Genomic DNA, 23,514 nt, shown 5'->3' on the forward strand with positions numbered 1-23,514 from the left:
TCATTCCGACGCCTCTAATCTGTTCGAAGCTCAGTGCGAGGCTTCGGGGTGTAAACTGCATCGATGATTCCATTGTCGGCAAAAAATCGTCGCTGTGCGTCGGTCCAATCGTGGGCTATGGCGGTGATGGAAAACAAATCAATTTTGCCAAAGTGTTTAGATTGCTTCTTGAGGATTTCCGCATTGAACGGCCTATAGCCCTCGCGAGCGATAATCTCTTGTCCTTCGTCGGCGAAGAGAAATTCCAGGTAGGCCCGCGCTAACGTCGAGCTTTCATGTTTGTCTACATTTGCGTCGACCCAGGCGACGGTTGGTTCGGCAAGAATACTGACAGGCGGGTAGACGACCTCAAGTTGTCCGGCGGATTCGTTAGCTTCACGCAAGGCTTCATTTTCCCACGCAAGATGAACGTCCCCTTTCTTTTCGACGGAGAAAGCGATGCCTGCTGCTCGGGCCGCCGGATCGAGGAACGGTGCATGTGCATAAAGGGATTTCAGAAAATCGTGGGCTTCACTCTCATTGCCGCCGCGCGTGATGACGGCCCCCCACGCGGCAAGTGCGGCGAGCTTGCCGTTGCCGGATGTCTTGGGGTCCGGTACGATGACGTCGATTCCGTCCTTTAGGAGATCGGGCCAATCGTAAATGGCATGAGGATTTCCGCGTCGCACCACAAAGACGATGGTCGAAGTGTAGGGCCGGGATTGGTTGGGCAAGCGCTGTTCCCAACCATCTGGTATCAACCCTTTGTTATGCAGTGCTTCGACGTCCGAGGGCAGGCCAAGCGTGACGACGTCTGCTTTCAGCTCGCCGGAGGCGACGAGCTTCGCCTGATAGGACGAGCCTGCATGTGACTGCTTGATCGCGACGCTCGATCCGGCTTCTTTCTCGTATTTTTCGGCAAAACGCGGATTAATGCTTTGATAGAGCTCGCGTGTTGGATCATATGAAGCGTTTAGGATTTGGTGCGCGGCGTGCCCCTCTCTGTTTTTCACGACAAGCAAGGCAACCGCCACCACGACAGCAGCCATAGCGCCGACATTAATCCATGAGACGCGCATCAGCCCCTTAAGCTCCACAGAGAGAACCGACGCGCCACTCGCCCCGCAACGCCGCAGATTTCGAGACCGTCCACGATCCTAAAAGTCCATTAATCGTATAGACTTTATCGAACTTTCAGGGTGTGTCAACGAGACGGTCTCTAGCGTACAAAAAAAGTAACAACCCTTGCGCTGACCTCAGCTTGATCGCGAACTCAACGAGCATCTCGATGGGAAGCCCGCAATGACCCCCGTCAGTCGCCCCTGCAGGGCGAAGGAGATCCCAACCCGAACCCGCTGCGGCGCTTCGCGGGTCATGCCCATCGTCATGGCGATCGCATCGGCGGTCCGAAAGCCGATCCCCTTAATGGCGCGCGCGAGCCTATAAGGGGCCTCAGTCATGACCTGAATGGCGTCATGGCCATAGGTCCTGAAGATGCGGACCGCCCGCGACGTGCTGACGCCATGGGAATGCAGGAAAGCCATGATGTCGCGGACCGCCTTCTGCTGGGCCCAGCCCGCGGCGATTTTCCCGGCGCGGAATTCGCCGATGCCGGGAACCTCCCTCAGCTTTTCGGGACTGGCTTCGATAATTTCGAGGGCCGCATCGCCGAAGGCCCCGACGATCCTTTGGGCGAGCGGGGGGCCGAAGCCGCGAACCATGCCGGAGCCGAGATATCTCTCGATGCCTTCGGCCGTCGTCGTTGGAGTCGTCTTAAGGAGATCGGCCTTGAACTGAAGGCCGTGCGTGCGATCGGTGAGCCTGACGCCGACGGCATGGATGAATTCGCCAGCCGAGATCGAAGCCGCATGGCCGACGACGGCGACGAGATCACGCCGCCCGCGCGCCTTCACCTTCAGGACCGCAAAGCCATTCTCCTCATTGTGAAACGTCACCCGCTCGACGGAGCGGCGGGGACGGCCGGTTTCAAGACTTCATTCCTTTTGCTGTAAGCGTACCGGCACGCTACACAAACGACGCGTTCAGCGCGCTTTCAAAAGGGCCGCGATCCCGAAAATGAGGCCTCCCACCCGGGCGTCAATTTCGGCCTCGATGCGAGCGGCGCGGAAGGTCAAACCTCTTCGCTCTTGTCGGGCATCTCCACCTTGAACTGGAACCCCTCGTAACCTGCCAATATTCGGCCAAAGTCCCCCCAGCCGATCTCGCGGCCATCGATGACGAAAAGCGGCGCGCGACCATCGGACGCTTCGTCCCATTCGATCAGGCCTCGCAGGATCAGAGGATCGGCGATCCGCTATCCGAACTCGCCTTCCTCGATATGCTTGAGAGCGAGGGCGCGCCGTATTTGTTCGATCAACCGGCCGACCAACGCGGTCAAATCATCGTCCGGATCCGCAGTTATCTGGAATTGATAACCCGACGGAGACCCGTCGCGAAGCTCGAAGGCGTCCAAAGCCGTGATCGGTCCATACAAATGATGCGAAAGTGGAATTCGTGGGAATTTCCCACGCTGTCCATCAGCGCAACCTGTTGGAACTCGACATGCTCGAATTTGCCCAAACCACTTAAATTGGCCCCCTCGGCGTTGAAGCAGCGGCTGCACAACTGCTTATAGCCTCTTACCATCGAACCGAAGTCGACGATATCGTGGACCGCCGTTGGCGGCATCCTTCGCGCTGAATTTGCTGCATCGAAGTGGAACCTATGACCGTCGAGACTTCGAGAATGCGGAACAGCAACCATAAGTTGTCCTGTGCGGAGGACCAAATGTCGCGCCGCGGGGCATCGAGATGCCGGGTGAAGAGAGGCAATGCGTCCCGGTCTTTGTGGACGGCTTTGGTAGGAACGTTTCTATCTGCGCCGATTCGTGCGAAACTTGCTACCTTCGTGCGCTCTAACAATCTCGAGGGCCGACATGACGACCGGAAAGAAAGTTGCGTCGGACGCCGCGAAGATGTTTCGCGATTCGAAAGCTACGAAGAAGGAAAAGGAGCTGCGGGCTCTGACTTGGCGCGAGCCAAGCCCAAGACAAAAAGCGCAGGCAAGGGCAAGAAGTGGTCTTTTGAACCTGACTTGCGGGTTAGTTTCTGCTCCAAAAGACGGCGGGGAATGGCTCGTCACGTGCTCGAATAGAGACCGCCATTGCCGTCTTTTCGCGCCGCCGCGGGGGTCCTTGACGAACTGGGCAGATCAACGAACGGCGTTGGTAGTTCGCCCTCACGACCGCTTTTTCGAACGCTTCCCTTTCGGACACTGCGCATGGCGCCTCGATCACCGGCGTGCGGGCGTAGACGCTTAGTTTTGTGAGCTGACGCAGCGCATTGTTGCTCACATTTCTCATTGATGCGCCAATGCCGGTTTACTCGCCTCACGCTGAAGGTCTCCGATATCGGCCCTGTTCTCATCACCGGCTGTTCGAGCGGCGTCGGCCATGCCGTCGCAAGGGCGTTTCGCGCTGCGGACTTCGAAACATTCGCCACCGCGCGGGATCTCGGCGCGCTGGAAGAGCTGCGCGCTATTGACTGCCAGACTCTCGCTCTCGACGTGACGGATGAAGGTTCCCGACGTGCCGCGGTCGAAGCAGTTGAGAGGCAGTTCGGCGCGGTCGGCATTCTCGTGAACAATGCGGGCTACGGCCAGTACGGCCCGATCGAAGAAATATCTCTCGACGACATGCGCCGCCAGTTCGAGACTAATGTGTTCGGCGGGGTGCGTCTTTCGCAGCTCGTCTTGCCCGCGATGCGGCGCGCCGGCAAGGGCCGGATCGTCAATGTGAGTTCAGTCGCGGGGCGCGTCAGCGTCATGGGCGGCGGCGCCTATCACGCAACCAAATTCGCCCTCGAGGCCATCGCCGACGCGCTGCGCCCCGAAGTCAAACCCTTCGGCATTGAAGTCGTAAGCGTGCTTCCGGGGCCGATCGCGACCCATTTTGAGGCGACGCTCCTGAAAACCATCCCGGACGCCGACGCCCATAGCCCGTACGCGCCCTTCAAGAAAGGCCTTGCGCGCCGGATGCACGCATTCCTCGCGCCGGGCGGCTTCGGCGTGATGACTGCCGACCATGTCGCAAGAGTCGTTTTCAAGGCCGGCACGACGTCGCGTCCACGCACGCGCTACAGCGTAGGCTTCATCGCCAAATTCGGCCCGTTTGGCCGCGCACTCGCGCCAGATCGCCTGGTGGACGCCATGACCCGTTCCGTCATCTCGAACAGCGCAGGCTGACGTCTTTCGCTATGGCGCGCCAGCGTTCTCAATCTAGGCTGTGCGGCTGGGGCAGCGGCGGAAGCGGGTTCGAGGCGAACCGCTTCTCGAACCACGCGTTTGCCACCTCTAGCCCGGCAAGCTTCTTCGCAATTTCGCCGGGCGGAGACCGCTGAGGACTATGCCTTTTTCAGGAATTCAGTTCTAAGCACGAGCCCCTTCACCTGCTTGGTGCTGCACTCGATTTCGTCGGGATTACCTGTGAGGCGAATATTCTTGATCAAAGCGCCGCGCTTCAGCGTCTCGGATGTGCCTTTCACCTTCAAATCCTTGACCAGCGTCACGGAGTCCCCGTCCGCAAGCTTTGTACCGTTGCTGTCCTTCACGATAATCTCGTCTGTCACATCGTTCCCTTTCTGACGCCCGCGTGGGCCATGCCTGTCGCTGCCTTGACGATCTCCAGAGAAAGAGGCTCGGCGATCCTTGGTCCCCGCTTCTTCCGATGATACGGGATGCTGCCGGCGTTAGCCAAGGCGCATGGAAATTCGTGAGTGCGTGATGTATCGGCCAAGCGGCAATAGAGCCGCCTTGTATTTTGACAATTTGATCTGACCGAGCGCAGGCATGACTGGAGGATTAAACCGGTGGTAGCCAAGAAATCGGCTGCTGGAAAGAAGGAGTCGCAAAGAGGGAAAATTACGGAAGCCTAAAAGGCGCATCCGTCAAACCTCTGCGGTCTTGCCCTTTTCATTTCGCCGCATGTCCAGCGGAAAATCGAGGCAAGCTTTTTTTCAGAAGATGGTCTGGGATCGCTGAGTCGAATTACGGCCGGTCTGCGCGGCGACAGTTTCACTGCGACGCAGTCATTAGCTCAAGCAAATGACCGTCTGGCGTCCTGAAATAAGCGCCCCGGCCGCCATTCCAAATCGTTGAGCTTGCCATCGTCGAGGCTCCACGGAGCGCTACCATAGGCCAATCCAGCCTCCTGGAAACGATCCAGAATGGCGTCGAACTCGGTGTTTGTCCGTCGTCAGAGTTTTTGAGACAGAAGGCGGCGTGATTTAACGGAGCACGCGGCTCATCTTGAGATAGAGTTTATTATGCGGCTTGCTTTTGGTGCATCAAGCGGCGATTTTGGATTGTGGCTCGTTTGATCCTTTCTCGTTCGAGCAGGATGGTTTGGGCGCGTTTGAAATAGACATCGGCCGGCGTGAGATTTCCCAGGCTTTCGTGATAGCGCCGATGGTTGTAGTGCTCGACGAACTTGTCGATTTTCGCTTCGAGATCGCCGGGCAGATAATAGTTCTGGGCAGGATGCGGTTCTTGAGCGTCTGACGCTAGCGCTCGATCTCGCCCGGTGTCTGCGGATGGCAGGGAGCGCCGCGCACGTGACCCATATTGCGTTTGTCCAGCCAGTCAGCTAGGTCGGCCGAGATATAGGACGGGCCATTGTCCGACAGCAATCGGGGGCGATGAACGATTTTGGCGTGATCGAGCCCGGAGGCTTGCTGCGCCAGGTCCAGCGTTTCCGTGACGTCCCCGACCTTCATCGTCGTGCAGAGCTTCCCGGCGATGATGTAGCGCGAGAAGTCGTGCAAAATCGTGCTGAGGCAGAACCAACCCAAGCCGATTATTTTGAAATAGGTGAAGTCGGTCCGCCAGAGCTGGTTTAGCACCGTGGTCTTGTCCTTGAACTCATCCGCGGCTTTCATGACGATGTAGGCTGGACTGGCGATCAGATCATGCGCCTTGAGCAAGCGATAAACTGAGGCCTCTGGGACGAAATAGCTTTTCGTATCGGCGAAACGCGCCGCCAGCTCCCGCGGCGACAGCTCCGGCTCATCCAGAGCCAGTTGCACGATCTGGTCCCGAACATTGTCAGGAAAGCGGCTCCAGTTCGGACGAACATACGCCAGGTGCTCGGCCGTACCCTCGATCGTCTTGGTGATGATGAGGACATTCCGCAGGTGGCCGCCGCTCCACAGCTCCTGCTTGATTTCCCCTTCCAGTAACCCTTTCGCCAAGGGCTACTCCCGCTATCCGCTACCACGTCAGCGTCCTCTGGCATCGGCAGCTCTCGCGCCGGAGCCAGCGCGGACGGGTGTCGTCGGAGCGGATGGCGAAGCTGGCCGACGAATTTCTCCCCAAGCCGAGAATCCTTCATCCCTGGACGAGCGTTCACTTCTCCGCCAGACACCCGAGGTACGAGCCGTATGCGGGAATTCTGCTCGTACGCATCTGTCCGGGGGGCGCTCGGAAATGAGCGTTCCTACCGGGAACGCTGACCTTTTCTTTGTTTCGTTTGCGCCCTCGGCGCGACAGTTGACCCCTGCTGCGGTGTAACCCAAGCTTTTTTCCGGCCCGAGCACGAAGGCCAAAATCTGCAAAAGGCTTGAAATCCGTCCGAAGTGCTCGCTCTCATTGGCCGCGGGCAAAGGGGACAAAACCCTCTCGATTGGGCATTTTGATCCGCGGCAGGCTCTGCGCGTCGATGATCTCGCCGTCGGAAATGATCCCGTTGATTTTCAAAAGATAGGCGACGACCGCATAGACTTCGTCGTGGGTGAGCGATTTCGGCTCATTGATCGGCATTGCCCGCCGCACATAGTCGAAGATCGTTGTCGCATAGGGCCAGTAGCTTCCGACCGTCTTGACAGCCGGTTGATCGGAGGCGAGGGTTTCCCGCCCGCCAGCGAGCCGATCATTGGGCTTGCCGGCGCCTTTCTCCCCATGGCAGCCGACGCATTTTGCCAGATAGACGGCTTCGCCTGTCTCGGCTGTCCCGCGCCCCGGCGGCAAGCCTTTTCCATCCGGTCCAATGCTGACGTCCCAGGCTGCAACGTCCTCGGTCGTCGCAGTACGGCCGAGAGCGGGATGAGCGACGCGCGTCCCGCCCGCCGCCATTGCAAGGCCGCCGAACGCGAGGATCGCGAGCGTAATGGCGACGAGGCTACGCATAGACATGGCTCACCTTGCCGTCCCCGCTGACGCCCCAGCTCGCGATGGCGTTGAAATGATAGATCGCTCGGGACCCTCGGCGGGTGATGAGCGCATCCCGAGTCGGCTGTCTGTAGCCCGTTTCATCGGTGACGCGGCTTTGCAGGATCGCCGGCCCGCCGCTCCATTGCCAGGCCATGCGAAAGCGCGTCAGGGCCATGGGCAACACTGGTTCCTGAAGGACCGCCTCACCCCAACTTTGGCCGCCATCAGCGGAAACCTCGACCTTGCTGACTTTTCCATAGCCGGACCAAGCGAGACCGGAGATTTCATAAAACCCAGTCTCTTTCAGATCGAGGCCGGGGGAAGGCCGAGTGATCACCGATTTCGCCTCAACCGGAAAAACGAATTGAAGCGCCTTCCCGTCCGGCGTCAGCAAGGTGTATTTCGAAGTTTCATCCCTGGTCATGGTCGGTTCTTCGGTGAGCTTGATGCGCCGCAGCCATTTCACTTGCATATTGCCTTCATAGCCGGGAAGCAGCAGCCGCATTGGGTAGCCGTTCGAGGGCCGGAGCCGCTCTCCATTCTGGTAAAGCGCGATCAAGCTGTCCTCCATAGCTTTCGCGAGCGGCGCGCTGCGGCTCATGCCGGATGCATCCGCGCCTTCCGCCAGAATCCATTTTGCTTTGGGATCGATTCCGGCTTCGTCGAGCAGAATCGATAATCGAACCCCGGTCCATTCGGCGCAAGAAAGAAGCCCGTGCAAACCCTGCGCATCGAGATCCGCAGGCTCCTTTTGATAGAGCGCGCCGCTGTTGCCGCCGCATTCGACAAAGGCGATCTGCGATTCCATCGGATAGCGTGAGAGCGTCTCGGGCGAAAAGACGAGCGGCCGCTCGACGAGGCCATGTATCAAAAGCCGGTGCGCATCTGGATCGATGTCCGGCACGCCATTGTGACTGCGCTCGTAATGCAGGCCGTTGGGCGTGATCGCACCGTTCAATCGATGCAAAGGCGTGCGGGCGGAGCCGGTCCCTCCGGTGTTTGGCGCGCTCACAAAAGTGCGGACAACTTTTGCTTCGAAGCGCGAGGGCCGGCCATAGCCTTCGAAAGGCGCGCCTGGAGTCGTCATCCACGGTTCAATGTTCAGTTCGCCAGCCTTGGCCAGGAGAGGCAAGGCCGCCGACGCCCCGGCGAGTCCTACTGCGAGGAGATGACGACGATCGAGAAGGCCATTACCCGCGACCAGATGCGTGTCTAGGGATGGCTTGCGTGTCTGACGGCCCACGAGAAACCTCTTTTGCATCCGAACTTTCACAAGTTTCGTTCGAGATGGCCCCAGCGACGGTTCGCTTGATTGACCCCACGAGAAGCGGCGCACGGCCTGAGTGGGCGCACACAAGCTTAAGACCTCCGGGCGCCCAGAGCTTGAAACCTACAATTTCTATCTATAATACCTAATATTGGGCATATTCAAGCGGTCCTCCAGCGAATACCGGGTTTGGATCGTCAGTTCGTTCTCCATTCCGGATAAAGGTCACCCACCGTCGAAGGTTTAACCGCGGCCAATGCGGTTTAGCACTACTTTGGCAGAATCAATTCGAGCGATGTCGGATGCGCATTCGGCAGTGCGGACATGTTCAAAGATTTTCATGCGCGTGTACGACAAGACTTTGATTACGACTCGGCGGACCTCCGGTAGAGTCGGCTGCGGCGGCCCCGATGAGATTCTTTTTTCCCGCTGCACTGTTTTCAGGCGATAATGTTGGAGAAAGGCGTAGGCGATCATCGTCATCAGCGCGTGCCTGTGCAGCCCTTTCCTTGATCGTCCCTCGAAGCGATCGAGGCAGGGGTTCCTGCTTCATCTGCTGATGGCCCTGTTCGCAGACCCAGCGCGCCTTGATGGCGGCGACGAGCTTTTTCAGGCCCGCGGCCGCTGGCAGATTGGAAAGATAGTATTTGCGCTCGCCGGATGAGCGCCATTCGCAGATCAGACCACGCCTCCTCGCCCAGCAAGTGCTGCCGGCCCCTTTTCGACAATGGGCCTTTGACGCCGCGCCGCCAGCTGATCTTCTCCCATTTGGCCGAAGCCAGAATCGTCTCGGTGGCGGCGGAGAGTTGGCCGGGAATGGGAGTCGGCCGCGTTTCGACAAAGGGTGGATCAGCGAGCCGTCGGCGGCCGTCGCCAACAGCGTAGCCAACCCGAACCGTCGAAAATTTGTCGTAGCCATTATTGCCGACATAGCTGTTCCCGAAATGAGAGAAAGCACCCCCCCGGTCGCGTAAAACAAGGCCAAGCGATTCCAGGCGACGCCAATCCGGCCGCGCACGGAACCCTCGATGCACTGGCGTATCGTTTGCGCGATTCCTTCATCTATAGTCGACCGATTGTAGCCCGCGCCGTCGACGTCTCCTTCAATGCCGAACACAAATTGGATGATTTGCTCGCTATAGCGGATATGCGCGCCTCCGACCACTCGAGTTGCGTCGAAGATCGGATCGGAGAGCAGGAAGCCCCAGGTCGTCGTCAAGAAAATGATTCGTATAGGAGGTCCACCATTGGTAGCCGCCCATTGTGATCGTTTGTCTGGCCGCCGGTGTGGCATTGCCCGGCCCCGCCGATGGGCGGGACCCTACCGATGATGGCTCCTTATAAGTAGAAGCTTGGGCCTATTGGCCTAATATTTCGCGACGACAGAGGCCGGAGCCACAAGGTCGAATTTGTAGCTGAAGCCCGCCTGTATCTGGTTTTCCGTGAAGCGGCGATTCACAAAGGCTCCGGGCGCGGCCGCAGCGCTGAGGACCGTCGGGTGGAACGTCTGTCCGCTGAAGTCCGAATAGCGATATTCGACGCGAGCTGACCAGTTGGAGGTTCTGGCGTATTCGAGACCACCGCCGAGCGTCCAGCCGACGCGCGTATTTGACTTCCCATCATAGCTGAAAGGCGACGCAAGGGAGGCGTTTATGCTAGCGAAAGCGGCGCCGCCGGTGGCGTAGAGGAGCCAGCGTTCAGAGCCCACGACGCCGAGACGCCCCCGGATCGAGCCCTGGACACGCGAACTCTGCGAATAGTAGACGGGCAAAAGCCCGACATTGGTCGAAAGCGATCTGTTGAGGTTCAGGCCGTCGACAGAGCCTTCGAGGCCGACGACGAACTGTTTGATTTGCAGATTGTAGCCGATATGCGCGCCGCCGATGACGCCGTGACTCTCATAGCCATAGCTGGCGTAATGGGGGCCGTAACCGATCGAGCCGTTATTGTTGCCCTGACCCCAGCCGATCTGGCCGCCAACATAAACGCCGGTCCAGGTGAATTGCGGAGGGACATAGCCCGGCGGCGGCGCAGGCGACGGAAGGTCGGCCGCAAGCGCCGAACTCGCCGTCATGGCGGCGCTGACCGTGGCGAGAAGCAGGCGACGAATCATAAGGTATCTCCTTTCAGGGGGGCTGTTTCCATTTATTGCTGCGGAATGGCGCGAGAAAATGCGGCCTAACGATGCGAATCCGCCTGCGCATCAGGACCTTTGTCAGAGGGTGACGAACAGTGTTCCGCCAAACGTGCGGGGCCCCATCGTCGAAATGCCGACGGTTGTCGGCGCCGTGGCCGAGCCCGCGGCATAGGAGGTGTAGGGCCGCGCGTTGAAAATGTTCTTCGTCCAGAAGGTCAGGCTGTATTTCTTGTCGTCCGTGCGCACCCCGCCGCCGAAGTTCACGATCGTATACGCCTGCTGCCAATACTGGTCGTATGCGAGCGGGCTCGTGAGCCGCGTCTTGGAGTACCAGTCGAAATCGCCGTAAGAGAACCAGGAGAGCGGCGCCGACCGCAGCTCGGGTCCAAGGTAGCTTGCCCAGTCGCCCAGTTGATTCAGCGTCAATCCGAGCGGGTGCTCATATGTGACGCCGCCAGCAACGCTCCACGGTGGAATGCCCTCGACGCGGGTGTTGGAGCGCGACGCCGTTGAACTGGTTGACTGTGCATAATCGGCCGGCGCCGGCGCATCCGGGTAAGTGATGTAGAAAAATCCGTTGTAGGCGCCCGTGACGTGGAAAGCGAGATGGTCTATGGGTTCCCAGCGATTGACGAACTCGACGCCCTGCAGCCGAACATGCGGCACATTGCCGAGATAGCTCTGGAGGACCTGCGTGCCGCCAATCTGGAGCACATTCGTGGCGGTAGTCTGGTAATTATAGATGTCGTTCCAGTAGAAATTGACATTGGAAATGAGCCTCATGTCGGGCGTGGACGCCTTGAAGCCGATTTCATAATCCAACGACGTCTCCGGCTTCGTGAACATCGGCGCCCAACTGACAATGCTGGTGCGGGTCGAGTTGAAGACCGGGGTGTCCTGCGTGTTCACGGAAGGCGATTTGTCGCCATAACCGAAAAGCGCGTAGACTTGAAGATTGTCATTGAACTTGTATTGCGGATTAACAATGCCGACGACGCCGTTGTGATAGTTGGTGAAGCCGCCCGAATCGACGTTGCCATAATAGCCGACGGCCCTCATCGCGGTAGCCTGCTGCGCGCAGGTGTATTTCGTGCCGGTAACGCATTGGGCAATATAGGTCGATGAGCCGTAACGTATCTCATAGCCGTCGCGCAGACCTGTGGTGACGGCCAGATGCTCGTCGAAATGCCACGTTCCCTGGGCATAGGCCGCAATCTGGAAGTCCTTCGCTTTGGTCCACCATTTGTCTATTGCGCCGGCGAGCAACGCCGGCTGGTTGTAAAAAGCAGCAGTGTCCGCGCCTGCGGTGGCGTGGTGCATCTTGTCCCAGAGATTCTCGTAGAAGGAGTAAAGGCCGACCGTCCATTCGAATTGCTTGTCCTTTGGCGAGGACAGGCGGAACTCCTGCGAGATCTGGCCGCCATAGGTGTCCATGTTGCCGGTGCCGAAGCCGTATTGAAGATTTTGGTTGTCGGAGAAGTCATGGTTCTGCCAACTGCCATAGCCGCCGGCCGTAATCGAAGTGAAGGTGTTCTCGCCCCACTGAATATTGGCCTCGTTCGACAACTGGTAGATCTGCAGGGGATCGCGTCCATTGCGCGCGAGATAGGGCGCATAGGGGTTTGTCGTCAGCACCGGCCTGTTGAGCCTCGACGCGACCCGCTGAAAGAATGTCTGCCCCGTGTACGGCTGGCCATTGTTGTAATTGAGGGTCGTGTCGCCGATCGTGCCGGTCAGATAGCCGTCGTGCTCATTCGCGCCCGTGAAGGTGAAAATGAGGCGGTCCGTAACGCCCTCGCCCACCGCAAGCAACTGGATTCTGGCGCCGCCGCGATTAGTGTCGAGAGTGGTGCCGCCGGCGGACCCGTAATTATGAATCCAGCCGTCGCCGTGGTCGGCGTAAATGGTGACGCGATAAGCGAGGACGCCGTCGATCAGCGGCCCGGTCGAGATGATCTTGTCGGTGAAGGTGTTGTAGCTGGAGAAGCTCGTCTCTAAGGTCGTCAACTGAGTGAAAGAGGGCGGGGCGGTGTGAAGGCGGATGGCGCCGACATTGGTGTTCTTGCCTCCATTGGTGCCCGTGGGTCCGAGCTGGATCTCGAAAGCGCTCAGGTCGACGACGTCGCCGAAAGTGAAGCCGGCAAAACCCCAGTAAACATTATCGACGAAATAGCCCGTGGACGAGGCGGAGCCCGTGCCGCCGGAGGCGCCGGTGCCAATGCCGCGGATGGCCATGCGCGACTGGCGAGGCGTGGTGGTGTTCGGCCTGTAGCTGGGCACGAGCTGCGACAGTTCGTTCAGCGTCTTGATCTGCTGCTCCTGGATCGTGGCGCCGGTGACCACGTCGCCCGAGCGCGGGCGTTTCGTCATCACCTCGTCCATCAGCTTCTCGCCGGGACTCTGGTCGTTGCCCATTGCGTCGTCGGTCACCACAACATCCGCGACCGAACCTTCGATCGCCGGCGCATCTTGGGCGCGCGCTTGATATGTTGGGAAGCCGAATGCGACGCCCATCGCGTAAGGCGCCAATGAAGCGCCCGAAAACAACCATCTTCTGAATTGTTTAGACTTTCCGGCCATAGCCCTCTTACCCCTGCTTTTTTGTTTTCTTGATTTCACGCCGCGCCGGGCCTCGCACGGCCCGGATGGGAGCGCGCGCAAGCCTCGCCATAATCCTAGTAAGTTTATCTAGTCCATAAAATAACTAGATAATATATGCAGCTAAGAAAAGGAAAGTCGGAGAGTCAATAGGGCTGGCTGGAAAGGGCGGCGGCACTTACCGAACGCTAAGACACTAATATATTGAGTTATAATGGTTTTCTCATTTCGATCGTCGAATGCCTTGGCCGACATCGGCGTAAAAATGGCCGTACGTGGTAATTTTGTCACATGATAAGTCGAACGGCAGCGTCAAAATTCAGCTTATTTGCCCAGCTACGCGCCGCTTAGATCGCCAGTTTCGCTTCGAACGCGGACGCGCTAGATGGATGCAATTGACATAAATACGATAGAATTAATATATTAATGCCGACGGCGGCAAATGACGCTCGATGGGTCATATCGGAGCCGGCGCAACGAACGTAGCGAGGGGGATTGGCGCAGATCAGGCGCGACCCTCCCTCCGCATACGCGAGGCATAAAGAAGCTTGGCCATGAACAAAATCGCCGGGACAAGGCTCTCCCCAAGCTGGATTGCGAGTTTGAAGTCACGATTGATTTTGCTTTGTCAAAGCAAACTCAACGCGCTTGGGATTTACCCAGATGCCGGCAAAGCTGCGGCCCTGTGCCTAGCCGCAGTCTTGGCCGCGGGAGCCGGCGGCTACTGGGCGGGACATTATGGCTTCGGGCCGCCTGGAGCCTCGAAGTCGTCCGAGAACGCGAGCGCAGCGGACTCGTCGAAAGCGGCTGGCAATGGCGAAAGGCGCATACGTTTTTACCGCAATCCCATGGGCCTTCCAGATACCTCAACGACGCCCAAGAAAGACTCGATGGGAATGGATTACATTCCCGTCTTCGACAACGAGGACGACGACGGGTCCATCATCAAGCTCTCGCCCGGCAAGCTGCAGCGCAGTGGGGTGCGCTCCGAAATCGTCGCCAAACATGTGCTCTCCCGCCCTTTGCGCGCGCCTGGCTCGGTCCAACTCGACGAACGTCGTGTCTCGCTGGTGTCCACAAGATCCGACTCTTTCATCGAACAAATCGAAAATGTCACGACTGGAGATCGAGTCCGCAAGGGGCAGGCGCTGATGCGCCTTCACTCTCCGGAAATTCTGGCCGCATCGACGCAGTTTATCTCAAACATCGGGTCGGAGAGCGCCAGGCGCCGTCTCGAAAATCTGAATGTTCCGGCGGAAGCGATCTCCGAGATGGAGCGCTTGCACAAGGTTGCCTATTCGCTCAGCTGGATCGCGCCACGCGACGGAATTGTGCTCGAACGCAAAGCTGTGGAGGGCATGAAGGCCGCTGCCGGCGATGCACTTTTCCGCATCGCGGATATTTCGACCATTTGGGTCATCGCCGACGTTCCCGAGCATGAATTGAATTTGGTCAGGATCGGCGCCGCGGCTCAGATTCGAGTCCGGGGCCTGCCGGATCGGGCCTTCGGCGGGCGCGTCGGCCTCATCTATCCGCAGGTCAACAGTGCGACGCGCAGCGCGCGCGTCCGCGTCGAAATCGCCAATCCGGATGGGCTTCTGCTGCCGGACATGTACGCTGAAGTCGAGATCGCCACAGGACGGCCGGTGCCGGTGGTCGCAGCGCCCGACAGCGCCGTGATCGACACTGGCCTGCGCCAGATCGTCATCCTCGACAAGGGCGAGGGCCGCTTCGAGCCGAGGGAAGTAAAGGTTGGAATGCGTGGCGCGGGGCTAACCGAGATTCGGGAAGGCTTGGAGAGCGGAGAGAAAGTCGTCATCGCGGCGAACTTCCTGATCGACGCGGAAAGCAATCTCAAGGCCGCACTCAGCGGCATGAGGGCCGCGGACGCCGCACCATGATTGCGATGCTCATCCGCTGGTCCGCCCGCAACCTTGTCCTGATCTTTGTTGGGACGGCTTTCGCCATCGCGGCCGGTCTTTATGCGCTGCGCAATCTTCCGCTCGACGCCATTCCGGACCTGTCGGACCTTCAAGTCATCGTCTACACGACCTATCCAGGTCAGGCGCCGCAAGTGGTCGACGACCAGGTGACCTTTCCATTGACCAACGCCATGTTAACCGTGCCCCGCTCCAAGGTGGTCCGCGGCTTTTCGTTCTTCGGCGCATCTTTCGTCTATGTCATTTTCGAAGATGGCGTGGACCCTTATTGGGCGCGTAGTCGCGTGCTTGAATATTTGAACGCGGCTACGCAACGCCTGCCATCCGGCGTCACTCCAAGCCTCGGGCCGGACGCTACCGGCGTTGGATGGGTCTACCAATACGCCCTCATGGCGAAGGACATGACCTTGGCGGAACTGAGGTCGCTGCAGGACTGGGTTCTGCGCTACGAGGCGTCCAAGGCCGAAGGCGTGGCGGAGGTCGCAAGCGTCGGCGGCTTCGTCAAGCAATACAACATTGTGGTCGATCCGCTTCGACTTCGCGCTCAGGGGATCTCGCTGCAGAGGCTCCGCGATGCGGTGCGCGCTAGCAACATGGATGTCGGCGGCCGCACGGTCGAACTATCCGAATTCGAATTCATGATTCGCGGCCGAGGTTATTTGAAAAGCAGCGCGGACATAGAGGATATCGTCCTGAAAGCCGATCGAGGGGCCCCTTTGCGCCTCAAGGATGTCGCGCGCGTGGAAATCGGGCCGGATGAGCGGCGGGGAATCACGGAACTCAATGGCGAGGGCGAGGTCGTAGGCGGCATCGCGATGCAACGGTTCGGCGCCAATGCGCTCACCGTCATCGAGAACGTCAAAGTGCGTCTCGCAGCAATCGCGGCCAGCCTGCCGAAAGGCGCCGAGATCGTTCCGGTTTATGATCGCTCCCGCCTCATCGGGGCGGCGATCGAAACGCTCCGCAGCGCGCTCGTCGAGGAAAGCCTGATCGTTGCTTTGGTTTGCGTCGTCTTTCTGCTCCATCTGCGCAGCGCGCTCGTCGCGATCTTCATGCTGCCGGTCGGCATCCTGCTCGCCTTCACGGCCATGCGGTCGATCGGCCTCGGCTCCAATATCATGAGCCTCGGCGGCATCGCCATCGCGGTTGGCGCGATGATCGACGCCGCTATTGTCATGATCGAGAATGCGCACAAGCATCTCGAACGGGCGCCAAAAGACAAGCGGCGCGTCGACATCCTGGTCCAAGCCTCGGTTGAAGTCGGTCCGGCCTTGTTCTTTAGCCTTCTCGTCATCACCGTCTCCTTCCTGCCGATCTTCACGCTTGAATCACAGGAAGGCCGGCTCTTCGGTCCGCTCGCCTTCACTAAGACTTTCGCGATGGCTGCCGCGGCGCTGCTTTCGGTCACGCTGGTTCCCGCGCTCATGGTCGTCTTCGTGCGCGGAGAGATCATTCCGGAGCGCAAGAACCCGATCAACCAGTTGCTGATCGCAATCTACCGCCCTGTCATTCGAGGCGTGTTGAGAGTGAAGGGCCTCACCATCGTCGCGGCGCTGGTCATCATCGGCGCAAGCCTATGGCCGGCGAGCCGACTCGGTAGCGAGTTCATGCCGAGCCTCGACGAAGGCACGCTCATGTATATGCCGACGACATTGCCGGGGCTCTCCATCACAAAGGCGGCGGATCTGCTCCAAATGCAGGACAGGATCATCAAATCCTTTCCTGAAGTAGAATCGGTCTATGGCAAGGCCGGCCGAGCGCTAACGGCGACCGACCCGGCGCCGACCGAAATGTTCGAGACGATCATCAATCTAAAGCCCAAGGCCGCATGGCGGACTGGCGTCACGATCGAGAGTCTCAAGGGGGAGATGGACAGAGCCCTGCAATTCCCAGGGATCTCGAACGCCTGGACCATGCCGATTCGGGCTCGCATCGACATGCTCTCCACCGGCATCCGCACGCCGGTCGGGGTCAAGATATTCGGCGCCGATCTCGTTCAGATAGAAAAGATCGCGCGCGAGGTCGAGGCCGTCTTGAAACGAGTTCCGGGCACGGCAAGCGCCTACGCCGAGCGGGTGGGCGGCGGCTATTTCCTCGACATTTCGCCTGACCGTCAGGCGCTCGGCCGCTATGGCCTCACCGTCGGCGACGTACAGGATGTTGTGGCCACCGCCCTCGGCGGCGAGGCTGTCGCCACAACCGTGGAAGGCCGCGAAAGATATAGCGTCAATATCCGCTATCCGCGCGAGTTGCGCGGCACCCCGCAAGCAATCGCCGATGAGATCGATGTTCCCCTGCCGGATGGGGGAACCGTGCCGCTCGGCGAAGTCGCCAGCGTCAAGCTCGCCCGAGGCGCGACTTCGATCCGCACCGAAAACGGTCAGCTCGCCGTCTATATCTTTATCGACATCAAGGATCGCGATCTCGGCGGCTATGTCGCCGAGGCCCAAGACGCGGTGGCGAAATCAATCGAACTGCCAACAGGCTATTCCATTGGCTGGAGCGGGCAGTTCGAATATTTGCAGCGGGCGGAGGCGCGACTAAAGATCGTCGTCCCGGTGACATTGCTCATCATCTTCCTGCTGCTCTATCTCAACTTCCGGACGCTTGCCGAGACGCTCACTGTGATGCTCTCACTGCCTTTCGCTTTAGTTGGCGGAATCTGGCTCATGTGGCAGCAGGGCTTCAACATGTCGGTCGCGGTGGGGGTCGGGTTTATCGCGCTTGCGGGCGTCGCGGCGGAGACCGGCGTCGTGATGTTGATCTATCTTAATCAGGCCATGAAGGAGCTCAAAACCTCACGGTTGGCGGCCGGACGGCCTTTCACCCAAACCGACGTCACGGAGGCGATCATGCTCGGCGCGGTCGAGCGGGTGCGCCCGAAATTGATGACTGTGGTCGCGATCATGGCGGGCCTCGTCCCTATCCTTTGGAGCACGGGCGCGGGCTCGGAGGTCATGCAAAGAATTGCCGTTCCCATGATCGGCGGCATGATATCCTCAACCATACTGACTCTCGTCGTCATTCCCGCCATCTTCGGCCTGATCGAGGGCTGGCGGCTTTCCAACAGCGCTGCAGCGGCGCCGGGCCGCGCCGAACTGAAGGGCATTGCCGCCCGCACGCGACGAAGTCCGGCGTTTCCCTCCGCAAAGAGTTCCAGCCCATTGCAGCTGTTGGGGAAGGGAAAGCAGTAGAAGGCTGTCTCGATCCGGGGGATCAAGTGGTGGACGGGTTTGTCATGAAATGCGATCCGCAAATACCTGCGGTCAGACAGGGTGGAGCCAAAGATCAAGGTTCCCGATCGGCCAAGCAAATTGGACCCATTTGCCGAGAAGCTGGCAGGTTGCCTACAGCAGGAAGCAGGCAAGTCGCGCAAGCAGAAAAGGACACGAGGCGTCTGCATGCCGACCTTGTCGCGCTGGGCTATGACGGCTCCTATGGTGAAGGTTTTCGGATGCTTTCAGGCGTACGAAAACCGCCCAAGCACGAACCCGCGGGCCTACGGCAACGGTCTATGGGGATTTCGGGTTTTGCCTGCGGGCGATGACGGCTCCGCCGGGGCGGCGACGGCGCGGACGAGGACGCGGCGAGTGATATGAGACTTTGCGCCAGGCGGTCGTTTGATTGTGAGTTGGCGGCCTGCGAGGTTCAAGTCTTTTGTCATGGAGTTGGCGAAGGGCGTGCAGATGGCGGTCGCCGGAACAAGGGACGTTGCGGCGCGAGGTAAGCGTAGGCCGTGGGGCGGCGCGCGCGGCTGCATCCAGCGTTCAAAGTGACGATTTTCGCTTCGAACTGACCCGGGATTTTCGTTGAGAAGTGATGGAGTGGATGCCCCCTCCCGCCGGCATCGTGATGTGCCAAAGTGATGTTCGCAGGAACGTCACTCAGAGGAGGAAGCATCCATGAAGGAAGTTAGCATCGTTGGGCTGGACCTTGCAAAACGGGTTTTCCAAGCCCGCGGAGCCCGTGCCGACGGCAGCGTGGCGTTCCGCAGGAAGCTTATCACGTGGTCAAGTCCTGGCCTTCTTCAGGGGGCTGCCCACGTCCGTTGTCGCAATGGAAGCTTGTGCGACCGCACATTATTGGGCGCGGGCGATCGGCAAGCTCGACAATGAAGTTCGTTTGTTGCCGCCAGCTTATGTAAAGCCTTTCGTCAAACGGCAGAAGAATGATTCGGCAGACGCCGAAGCCATCGTCGAAGCTGCGAGCCAGCCCTCAATGCGGTTCGTCGCGCCCAAGACCGAAGGCCAGCAGGCTCACTCGATGATCTTTCGGACGCGCGATCTTTTCGTCCGCCAGAGAACTCAACTCATCAATGCCGTTCGCGCGCATTTAGCGGAGCATGGGTTCATTGCACCGCAAGGAATTACGAACCTTGCCGCACTGACAGCGATCATCGAAGATACCAATATCGGTCTCGAACTCATCGTCGTTGAAACCGCGCGGCTTTATCTTGAGCAGATCGACATGCTCTCCTCTCGTATCGCCAGTTTGGAAAAGACGCTTAAGTCGGAAGCTAAACGCTCGGAGAGCACAGCCCGGCTGATGTCTATGCCTGGCATGGGGCCGATCACTGCCATGGCAATCGAGGCGTTCGCGCCGAGCATGACGGTATTCCGAAAAGGACGCGATTTTGCAGCGTGGCTTGGCCTGGTACCCAGGCAGTATTCGAGTGGCGGCAAGCAGGTGCTCGGACGAACCTCGAAGATGGGCCAGCGCGACATCCGGGGGCTTCTGATCATCGGCGCCATGACGGTGATCCGTTGGGCCTGCCGCAAGGCGCCGGCCGAGACCTCATGGCTGGCGCGGATGTTAACGCGTAAGTCGCGCATGCTCGTTGCCATTGCCCTCGCCAACAAAATGGCGCGCTCGATCTGGGCGATGATGACGAAGAACGAAGATTACAGAGATTCCGGTCTGGCTGCCGCATAATCAAAACCAGCAGCAGAGACCGGAACGGCGGTGTGTGAGGAGGTCATCGAAGGGTAAGGACAAAGATCGGTGAGAGTGGATCTGGAAATGCATCCGGCTCAAAGAGCCTTGAGCCCGCAGAAGTGATTTGCACCAGGTCCGGGTAGCTCCATACCGGCCAGCGGTCTAAATCGAGCCGCAAGAAAAGGCCTGATACATGACCGCACCCGATCACACGTTCGAGCCATTCGAAGAAAGCCTTGCATGAACCGGGGCATCCATACATGACCCGGGTGGATGTTGTGTCCCGCGTTGCGGGCGAGGGTCAAGCGGCGGATTTTTCCTTTCGTGTTTTGGGAGCTGCGGCGCTTGCTTTGAACCGGTAGCTGTCGTTGCCTGTCTCAAGGATATGGCAATGGTGGGTCAGCCGGTCCAGCAGCGCGGTGGTCATCTTGGCGTCGCCGAACACCCTGGCCCACTCGCTGAAGCTGAGATTGGTGGTGATGACGACGCTGGCGCGCTCGTAAAGTTTGGTGAGCAGGTGGAACAGGAGGGCGCCGCCTGATGGGCTGAACGGCAGATAGCCGAGCTCGTCGAGGATGATGAGGTCGAGACGCAGCAGGCGTTCGGCCAACTGGCCTGCCTTGTTCATGGCTTTTTCCTGCTCGAGCGCATTGACGAGGTCGACCGTGGCGAAGAAGCGGACCTTTTTGCGGTGATGTTCGGCGGCCTGGACGCCAAGGGCGGTGGCTATGTGAGTTTTGCCGGTTCCAGGCCCGCCAATCAGCACGACATTGTCGGCGCTCCCCATAAACTCGCCGGACGACCAGCGCGCGTCCACCGATAAGGCTCGCGGCAGTCACGGAACGAAGGAGCGCATGCTTCAACAGACCACCGCCAACTCCTTTGCCAGCCCAACTCTGGTCAGTCGCCAGTTGGCCCAGGAGCAAGCAGGGAACGGGGTCTGGCGGTTGGCCGGCGGATTGAACGTGGCAGGACGGATGGTGTGACGGACGTCGGAGCGACGCCGTAATAGCCGACGACTTGATGGTTCTCATCGACGACAAGCACCGCCGTGAACCCCTTCCGCTGGTTCGATAGCGCGCGGGTCTTCAGCCAGTTGTCGAGGGCGGGCTTGCCACAAGAGAATGCGGAAACATCATGTGTCTCCGTTATCGGCTCGGGCGCTGAAAGGGCCAAGGCGTCCGCGCTTACTTTCTCGAACCGGCTTCTTCCCAAGGCGCTGGCCGCTTAATGATCTCCACAACCTCAGGCACTGGCATGGCCGGCCCGGAAAGCGCCGCCATGAACGCGTCGAAATCGCCGTGGGTCATGCGGATGGGGGTGTTTTCCATCAGCACTTCTTCGGCGGCCGGGACCGCGGCCTCACGGACGAAATCCGTCCGTGACCGCCCACGAAGACTCACGGCGCCTTCGGTGTGGGCGGCCGTCTCTTGATATCCATTGATGTCGGTCTTATAGCGGGCAAGCGGATTCACTGGAAGTAGGGGATATCCAATTCGCGCCATGAGCTGGTACAGGTTTCCTTGAATCTGTTGCCACGCGCCCGTTCACGGCGAGGTCGATCAAGCGACCAGCGTAAGGGAGCCTTCCGTCGTCGGCATTTCCAATACGGCCTTCTACGATCAGGCTCGATCGAGCGGTGGGCAACCGTTTCCGCGAGCGCCCAAAATTGTGTCGTCGATGCGTCGCCGGCCGTGGCTCGACGATCGTGGCGGAGACGCGGTCGTCCGGCCGGCTCCACTTTGTTTTGCTGAAGTTTCGCCTGGTGGATCCGGAGATGCGACGACCGTTCCCTTGGGGCTACGGATAGGGCTTTGCCGGGATCGTCGGGCCGCCGGCAAATCGCGCAGCTCTTTCTTTAGTGCGAAGAGGTCGCGCGCGTTTTTCGACAATCTTCCTGGGGTATCGGCGTCATGCCAGGTTTGATAAGTGACGGGGCCCGCTGCCGCGCCGAAACCTTGAATTGCCGACAACGGCGAGAGCGACGACTGGAGGCGACGTCGCTCTCGCGTCAAGGGGGGCGAGGAAGGGCGATCGCGCTTCGCGTCAATGCGAAAGCGTCGTTTTCGCCGCCTCGAAATCCTTCACGACGCCGCCATTCTTCTTGGCGAAGTCTTCCGCGTCGCCCTTCAGCAGAAAGGCGTCGATCTGGCCCGAGCGTGTCGCGACGAACCAGGCCTGGCCGGCGAGGAGCTTATTCCCCGTCAGGCGATCCTGAGCATAGACCGCGCGCGGCGCCTTGCCTTGTTTTTCGAGAGCGGAGAGCGCCTTGAACGCCGCCTCCGGCGACGCGTAGCGCCTCACTTTCGGCTCATCCTTTAACCAGATCTCGGCGACGCGGCTCACATCCTTGATGGGCTTGCCCGTCGACGCGTCCGTCGCGACGAGCGGCAAAGGGGAATAGTCCACCAGGCGCGCCTCGTAGTCGAGTCCCGAGGCCTTGAAGGCGGCGCGAATGAATTTGTCGTCGATGAAGGCGTCAAGGTCGAGATCGGTGTCCGCGCGCTTGAGCAGCTTCAGCGTCTCGACCGAAGTTGCGACGTCCTTGCGATATTCCGGCTTCCAGGTCATGTCGCGGGTTTGCAGGCCGAGCGGTCCATGGAAGAGATAGTTGACCGAAGCCTCGACGCCCGCGACCTTGGCGATGAGCTCGCTGTATTTCTCGGCGTCTGCCTTCAGGAGACTGTCGGCTTCGATCGCGGCGCGCAGAAAAGCGACGACGACCTCGGGATATTTCTCGGCGTAATCGGCGTCTACCAGAACGCCATGAAAGGTCGGGACATTGGCTTGCGAGCCGTCGAAAATTTTGCGGGCGAAGCCGCGGGCGGGGAAAAGCTCGGCGAAGGGAACGAAATCGGCGTGCGCGTCGACCTGCGCGCTTTGAAGCGCGGAGCCCGCGACTTCCGGCGCCTGGGAGATGATCTTCACGTCATTCTCGGGATCCCAGCCGAGCGTCCCAACGGCGCGGAGCAGCATGCCATGCGCGGTCGAAGCGAAAGGCACGGAGATCGTCTTGCCCTTCAGATCCGCGAGGGATTGCGCTTTCGACGCGATCGGCACGACGACCCCGTTGCCGCTTCCTCTCACGCTGCCCGACAGGACGCTGATGAACAGGCTGCGTCGGCCCGCTTTCTTGAAGGCGACGCCGTTCAAGGAGCCGGGGAAGTCCGCCATCACGCCGAAATCGAGCTTCCCCGCGACCATCTCGTTTGTAATCGGCGCGCCGCTCGTGAAATTCTTCCACTGCACGTCATAGGTCGCGTCTTTATATTTCCCGTCGCGCGGAAGATATTTCGTCAACAAGTTGAGTTCGCGGATGAGGAGTCCGCCTGCGGCGCAATTGATGGTCGTGTCCTGCGTGCCGACGCCGACCCGTATCGTTTCGGCTTGCGCCGTCGCCGAGAGGAGAAACGCTCCGAGAAGCGAGCAGAGAAATTGGCGTGCGCGCATGTCTG

General features: G+C 59.6%; 14 protein-coding genes and 6 pseudogenes. 5 read left to right on the forward strand and 15 right to left on the reverse strand.

Translation table 11 applies throughout. From position 1 onward, the window contains the following. Positions 1 to 14 precede the first annotated feature (14 nt). The 5 genes and pseudogenes from METAC_RS0117325 to METAC_RS27480 all read right to left on the reverse strand — a co-directional run bounded on the left by METAC_RS0117325 (position 15) and on the right by METAC_RS27480 (position 2,742). Positions 15 to 1,058 (reverse strand): sulfate ABC transporter substrate-binding protein, encoded by a 1,044-nt coding sequence (locus tag METAC_RS0117325; RefSeq protein WP_026608008.1) that lies wholly within the window; start codon positions 1,056 to 1,058, stop codon positions 15 to 17. Positions 1,059 to 1,236: 178 nt separating this feature from the next. Then, positions 1,237 to 1,934: pseudogene (locus METAC_RS24245) on the reverse strand (helix-hairpin-helix domain-containing protein); the annotation flags it as partial. A 176-nt stretch (positions 1,935 to 2,110) separates the two neighbouring features. Beyond that, entirely contained in the window at positions 2,111 to 2,290 is a 180-nt protein-coding gene (locus METAC_RS27470) for a DUF7713 domain-containing protein (protein WP_425338936.1), read from the reverse strand. Between the two features lie 3 nt (positions 2,291 to 2,293). After that, on the reverse strand, positions 2,294 to 2,473 hold the full coding sequence (locus tag METAC_RS27475) for a DUF7686 domain-containing protein (protein ID WP_026608009.1): 180 nt from the start codon (positions 2,471 to 2,473) through the stop codon (positions 2,294 to 2,296). Then, on the reverse strand, positions 2,398 to 2,742 hold the full coding sequence (locus METAC_RS27480; protein ID WP_425338920.1) for a DUF7685 domain-containing protein: 345 nt from the start codon (positions 2,740 to 2,742) through the stop codon (positions 2,398 to 2,400). Before METAC_RS27480 ends, METAC_RS27475 begins: the two co-directional genes overlap by 76 nt. A 600-nt stretch (positions 2,743 to 3,342) precedes the next feature. Between METAC_RS27480 and METAC_RS0117345 the strand changes: the two genes are divergently transcribed. Beyond that, positions 3,343 to 4,221 carry an SDR family NAD(P)-dependent oxidoreductase gene (locus tag METAC_RS0117345; RefSeq protein WP_051335656.1) on the forward strand — a complete coding sequence of 293 codons (879 nt, stop codon included), beginning with the start codon at positions 3,343 to 3,345 and terminating at the stop codon, positions 4,219 to 4,221. A 158-nt stretch (positions 4,222 to 4,379) separates the two neighbouring features. On the opposite strand, the gene METAC_RS0117350 is transcribed toward METAC_RS0117345, so the two are convergent. From METAC_RS0117350 to METAC_RS0117385, 7 genes and pseudogenes are all read right to left on the reverse strand, one after another. Further along, complete coding sequence (locus METAC_RS0117350; protein WP_026608011.1) at positions 4,380 to 4,604, reverse strand: alkylphosphonate utilization protein; 225 nt, start codon at positions 4,602 to 4,604, stop codon at positions 4,380 to 4,382. A gap of 694 nt (positions 4,605 to 5,298) precedes the next feature. Beyond that, positions 5,299 to 6,095, reverse strand: a pseudogene (locus METAC_RS25935) (transposase); the annotation flags it as partial. Between the two features lie 523 nt (positions 6,096 to 6,618). Continuing rightward, positions 6,619 to 7,164 carry a c-type cytochrome gene (locus METAC_RS0117365; RefSeq protein ID WP_026608012.1) on the reverse strand — a complete coding sequence of 182 codons (546 nt, stop codon included), beginning with the start codon at positions 7,162 to 7,164 and terminating at the stop codon, positions 6,619 to 6,621. Beyond that, a complete protein-coding gene (gene soxC, locus METAC_RS0117370; RefSeq protein WP_245257512.1) occupies positions 7,151 to 8,425 on the reverse strand; it encodes a sulfite dehydrogenase in 1,275 nt (424 codons plus the stop codon). The genes METAC_RS0117365 and soxC overlap by 14 nt, the downstream gene beginning before the upstream one ends. A gap of 267 nt (positions 8,426 to 8,692) precedes the next feature. After that, a pseudogene (locus METAC_RS27165) lies at positions 8,693 to 9,279 on the reverse strand (hypothetical protein); the annotation flags it as partial. 536 nt (positions 9,280 to 9,815) lie between these two features. Further along, positions 9,816 to 10,562 carry an outer membrane protein gene (locus METAC_RS0117380; protein ID WP_026608015.1) on the reverse strand — a complete coding sequence of 249 codons (747 nt, stop codon included), beginning with the start codon at positions 10,560 to 10,562 and terminating at the stop codon, positions 9,816 to 9,818. Between the two features lie 102 nt (positions 10,563 to 10,664). Beyond that, positions 10,665 to 13,247, reverse strand: coding sequence for a TonB-dependent receptor (locus METAC_RS0117385; protein ID WP_198017245.1), 2,583 nt, complete (start codon positions 13,245 to 13,247; stop codon positions 10,665 to 10,667). Positions 13,248 to 13,738: 491 nt separating this feature from the next. Here METAC_RS0117385 and METAC_RS24265 point away from each other — a divergent pair, with 491 nt between their 5' ends. From METAC_RS24265 to METAC_RS24275, 4 genes and pseudogenes are all read left to right on the forward strand, one after another. Continuing rightward, entirely contained in the window at positions 13,739 to 15,085 is a 1,347-nt protein-coding gene (locus METAC_RS24265) for an efflux RND transporter periplasmic adaptor subunit (protein WP_084143741.1), read from the forward strand. Continuing rightward, a complete protein-coding gene (locus METAC_RS24270; RefSeq protein WP_084143743.1) occupies positions 15,082 to 18,318 on the forward strand; it encodes an efflux RND transporter permease subunit in 3,237 nt (1,078 codons plus the stop codon). The genes METAC_RS24265 and METAC_RS24270 overlap by 4 nt, the downstream gene beginning before the upstream one ends. Positions 18,319 to 18,330: 12 nt before the next feature. Further along, positions 18,331 to 18,563: pseudogene (locus tag METAC_RS27170) on the forward strand (IS21 family transposase); the annotation flags it as partial. A 463-nt stretch (positions 18,564 to 19,026) separates the two neighbouring features. Further along, positions 19,027 to 20,056: pseudogene (locus METAC_RS24275) on the forward strand (IS110 family RNA-guided transposase). A gap of 304 nt (positions 20,057 to 20,360) precedes the next feature. On the opposite strand, the pseudogene istB reads toward METAC_RS24275, so the two are convergent. The 3 genes and pseudogenes from istB to METAC_RS0117415 all read right to left on the reverse strand — a co-directional run. Beyond that, positions 20,361 to 20,852, reverse strand: a pseudogene (gene istB, locus METAC_RS24280) (IS21-like element helper ATPase IstB); the annotation flags it as partial. A 394-nt stretch (positions 20,853 to 21,246) separates the two neighbouring features. Next, on the reverse strand, positions 21,247 to 21,564 hold the full coding sequence (locus METAC_RS24285; protein ID WP_084143747.1) for a type II toxin-antitoxin system TacA family antitoxin: 318 nt from the start codon (positions 21,562 to 21,564) through the stop codon (positions 21,247 to 21,249). Positions 21,565 to 22,105: 541 nt separating this feature from the next. Then, positions 22,106 to 23,509 carry an ABC transporter substrate-binding protein gene (locus METAC_RS0117415; RefSeq protein WP_026608017.1) on the reverse strand — a complete coding sequence of 468 codons (1,404 nt, stop codon included), beginning with the start codon at positions 23,507 to 23,509 and terminating at the stop codon, positions 22,106 to 22,108. Between the last annotated feature and the right edge of the window lie 5 nt (positions 23,510 to 23,514).

Source organism: Methylocapsa acidiphila B2 (assembly GCF_000427445.1).
Lineage (GTDB): Bacteria > Pseudomonadota > Alphaproteobacteria > Rhizobiales > Beijerinckiaceae > Methylocapsa > Methylocapsa acidiphila.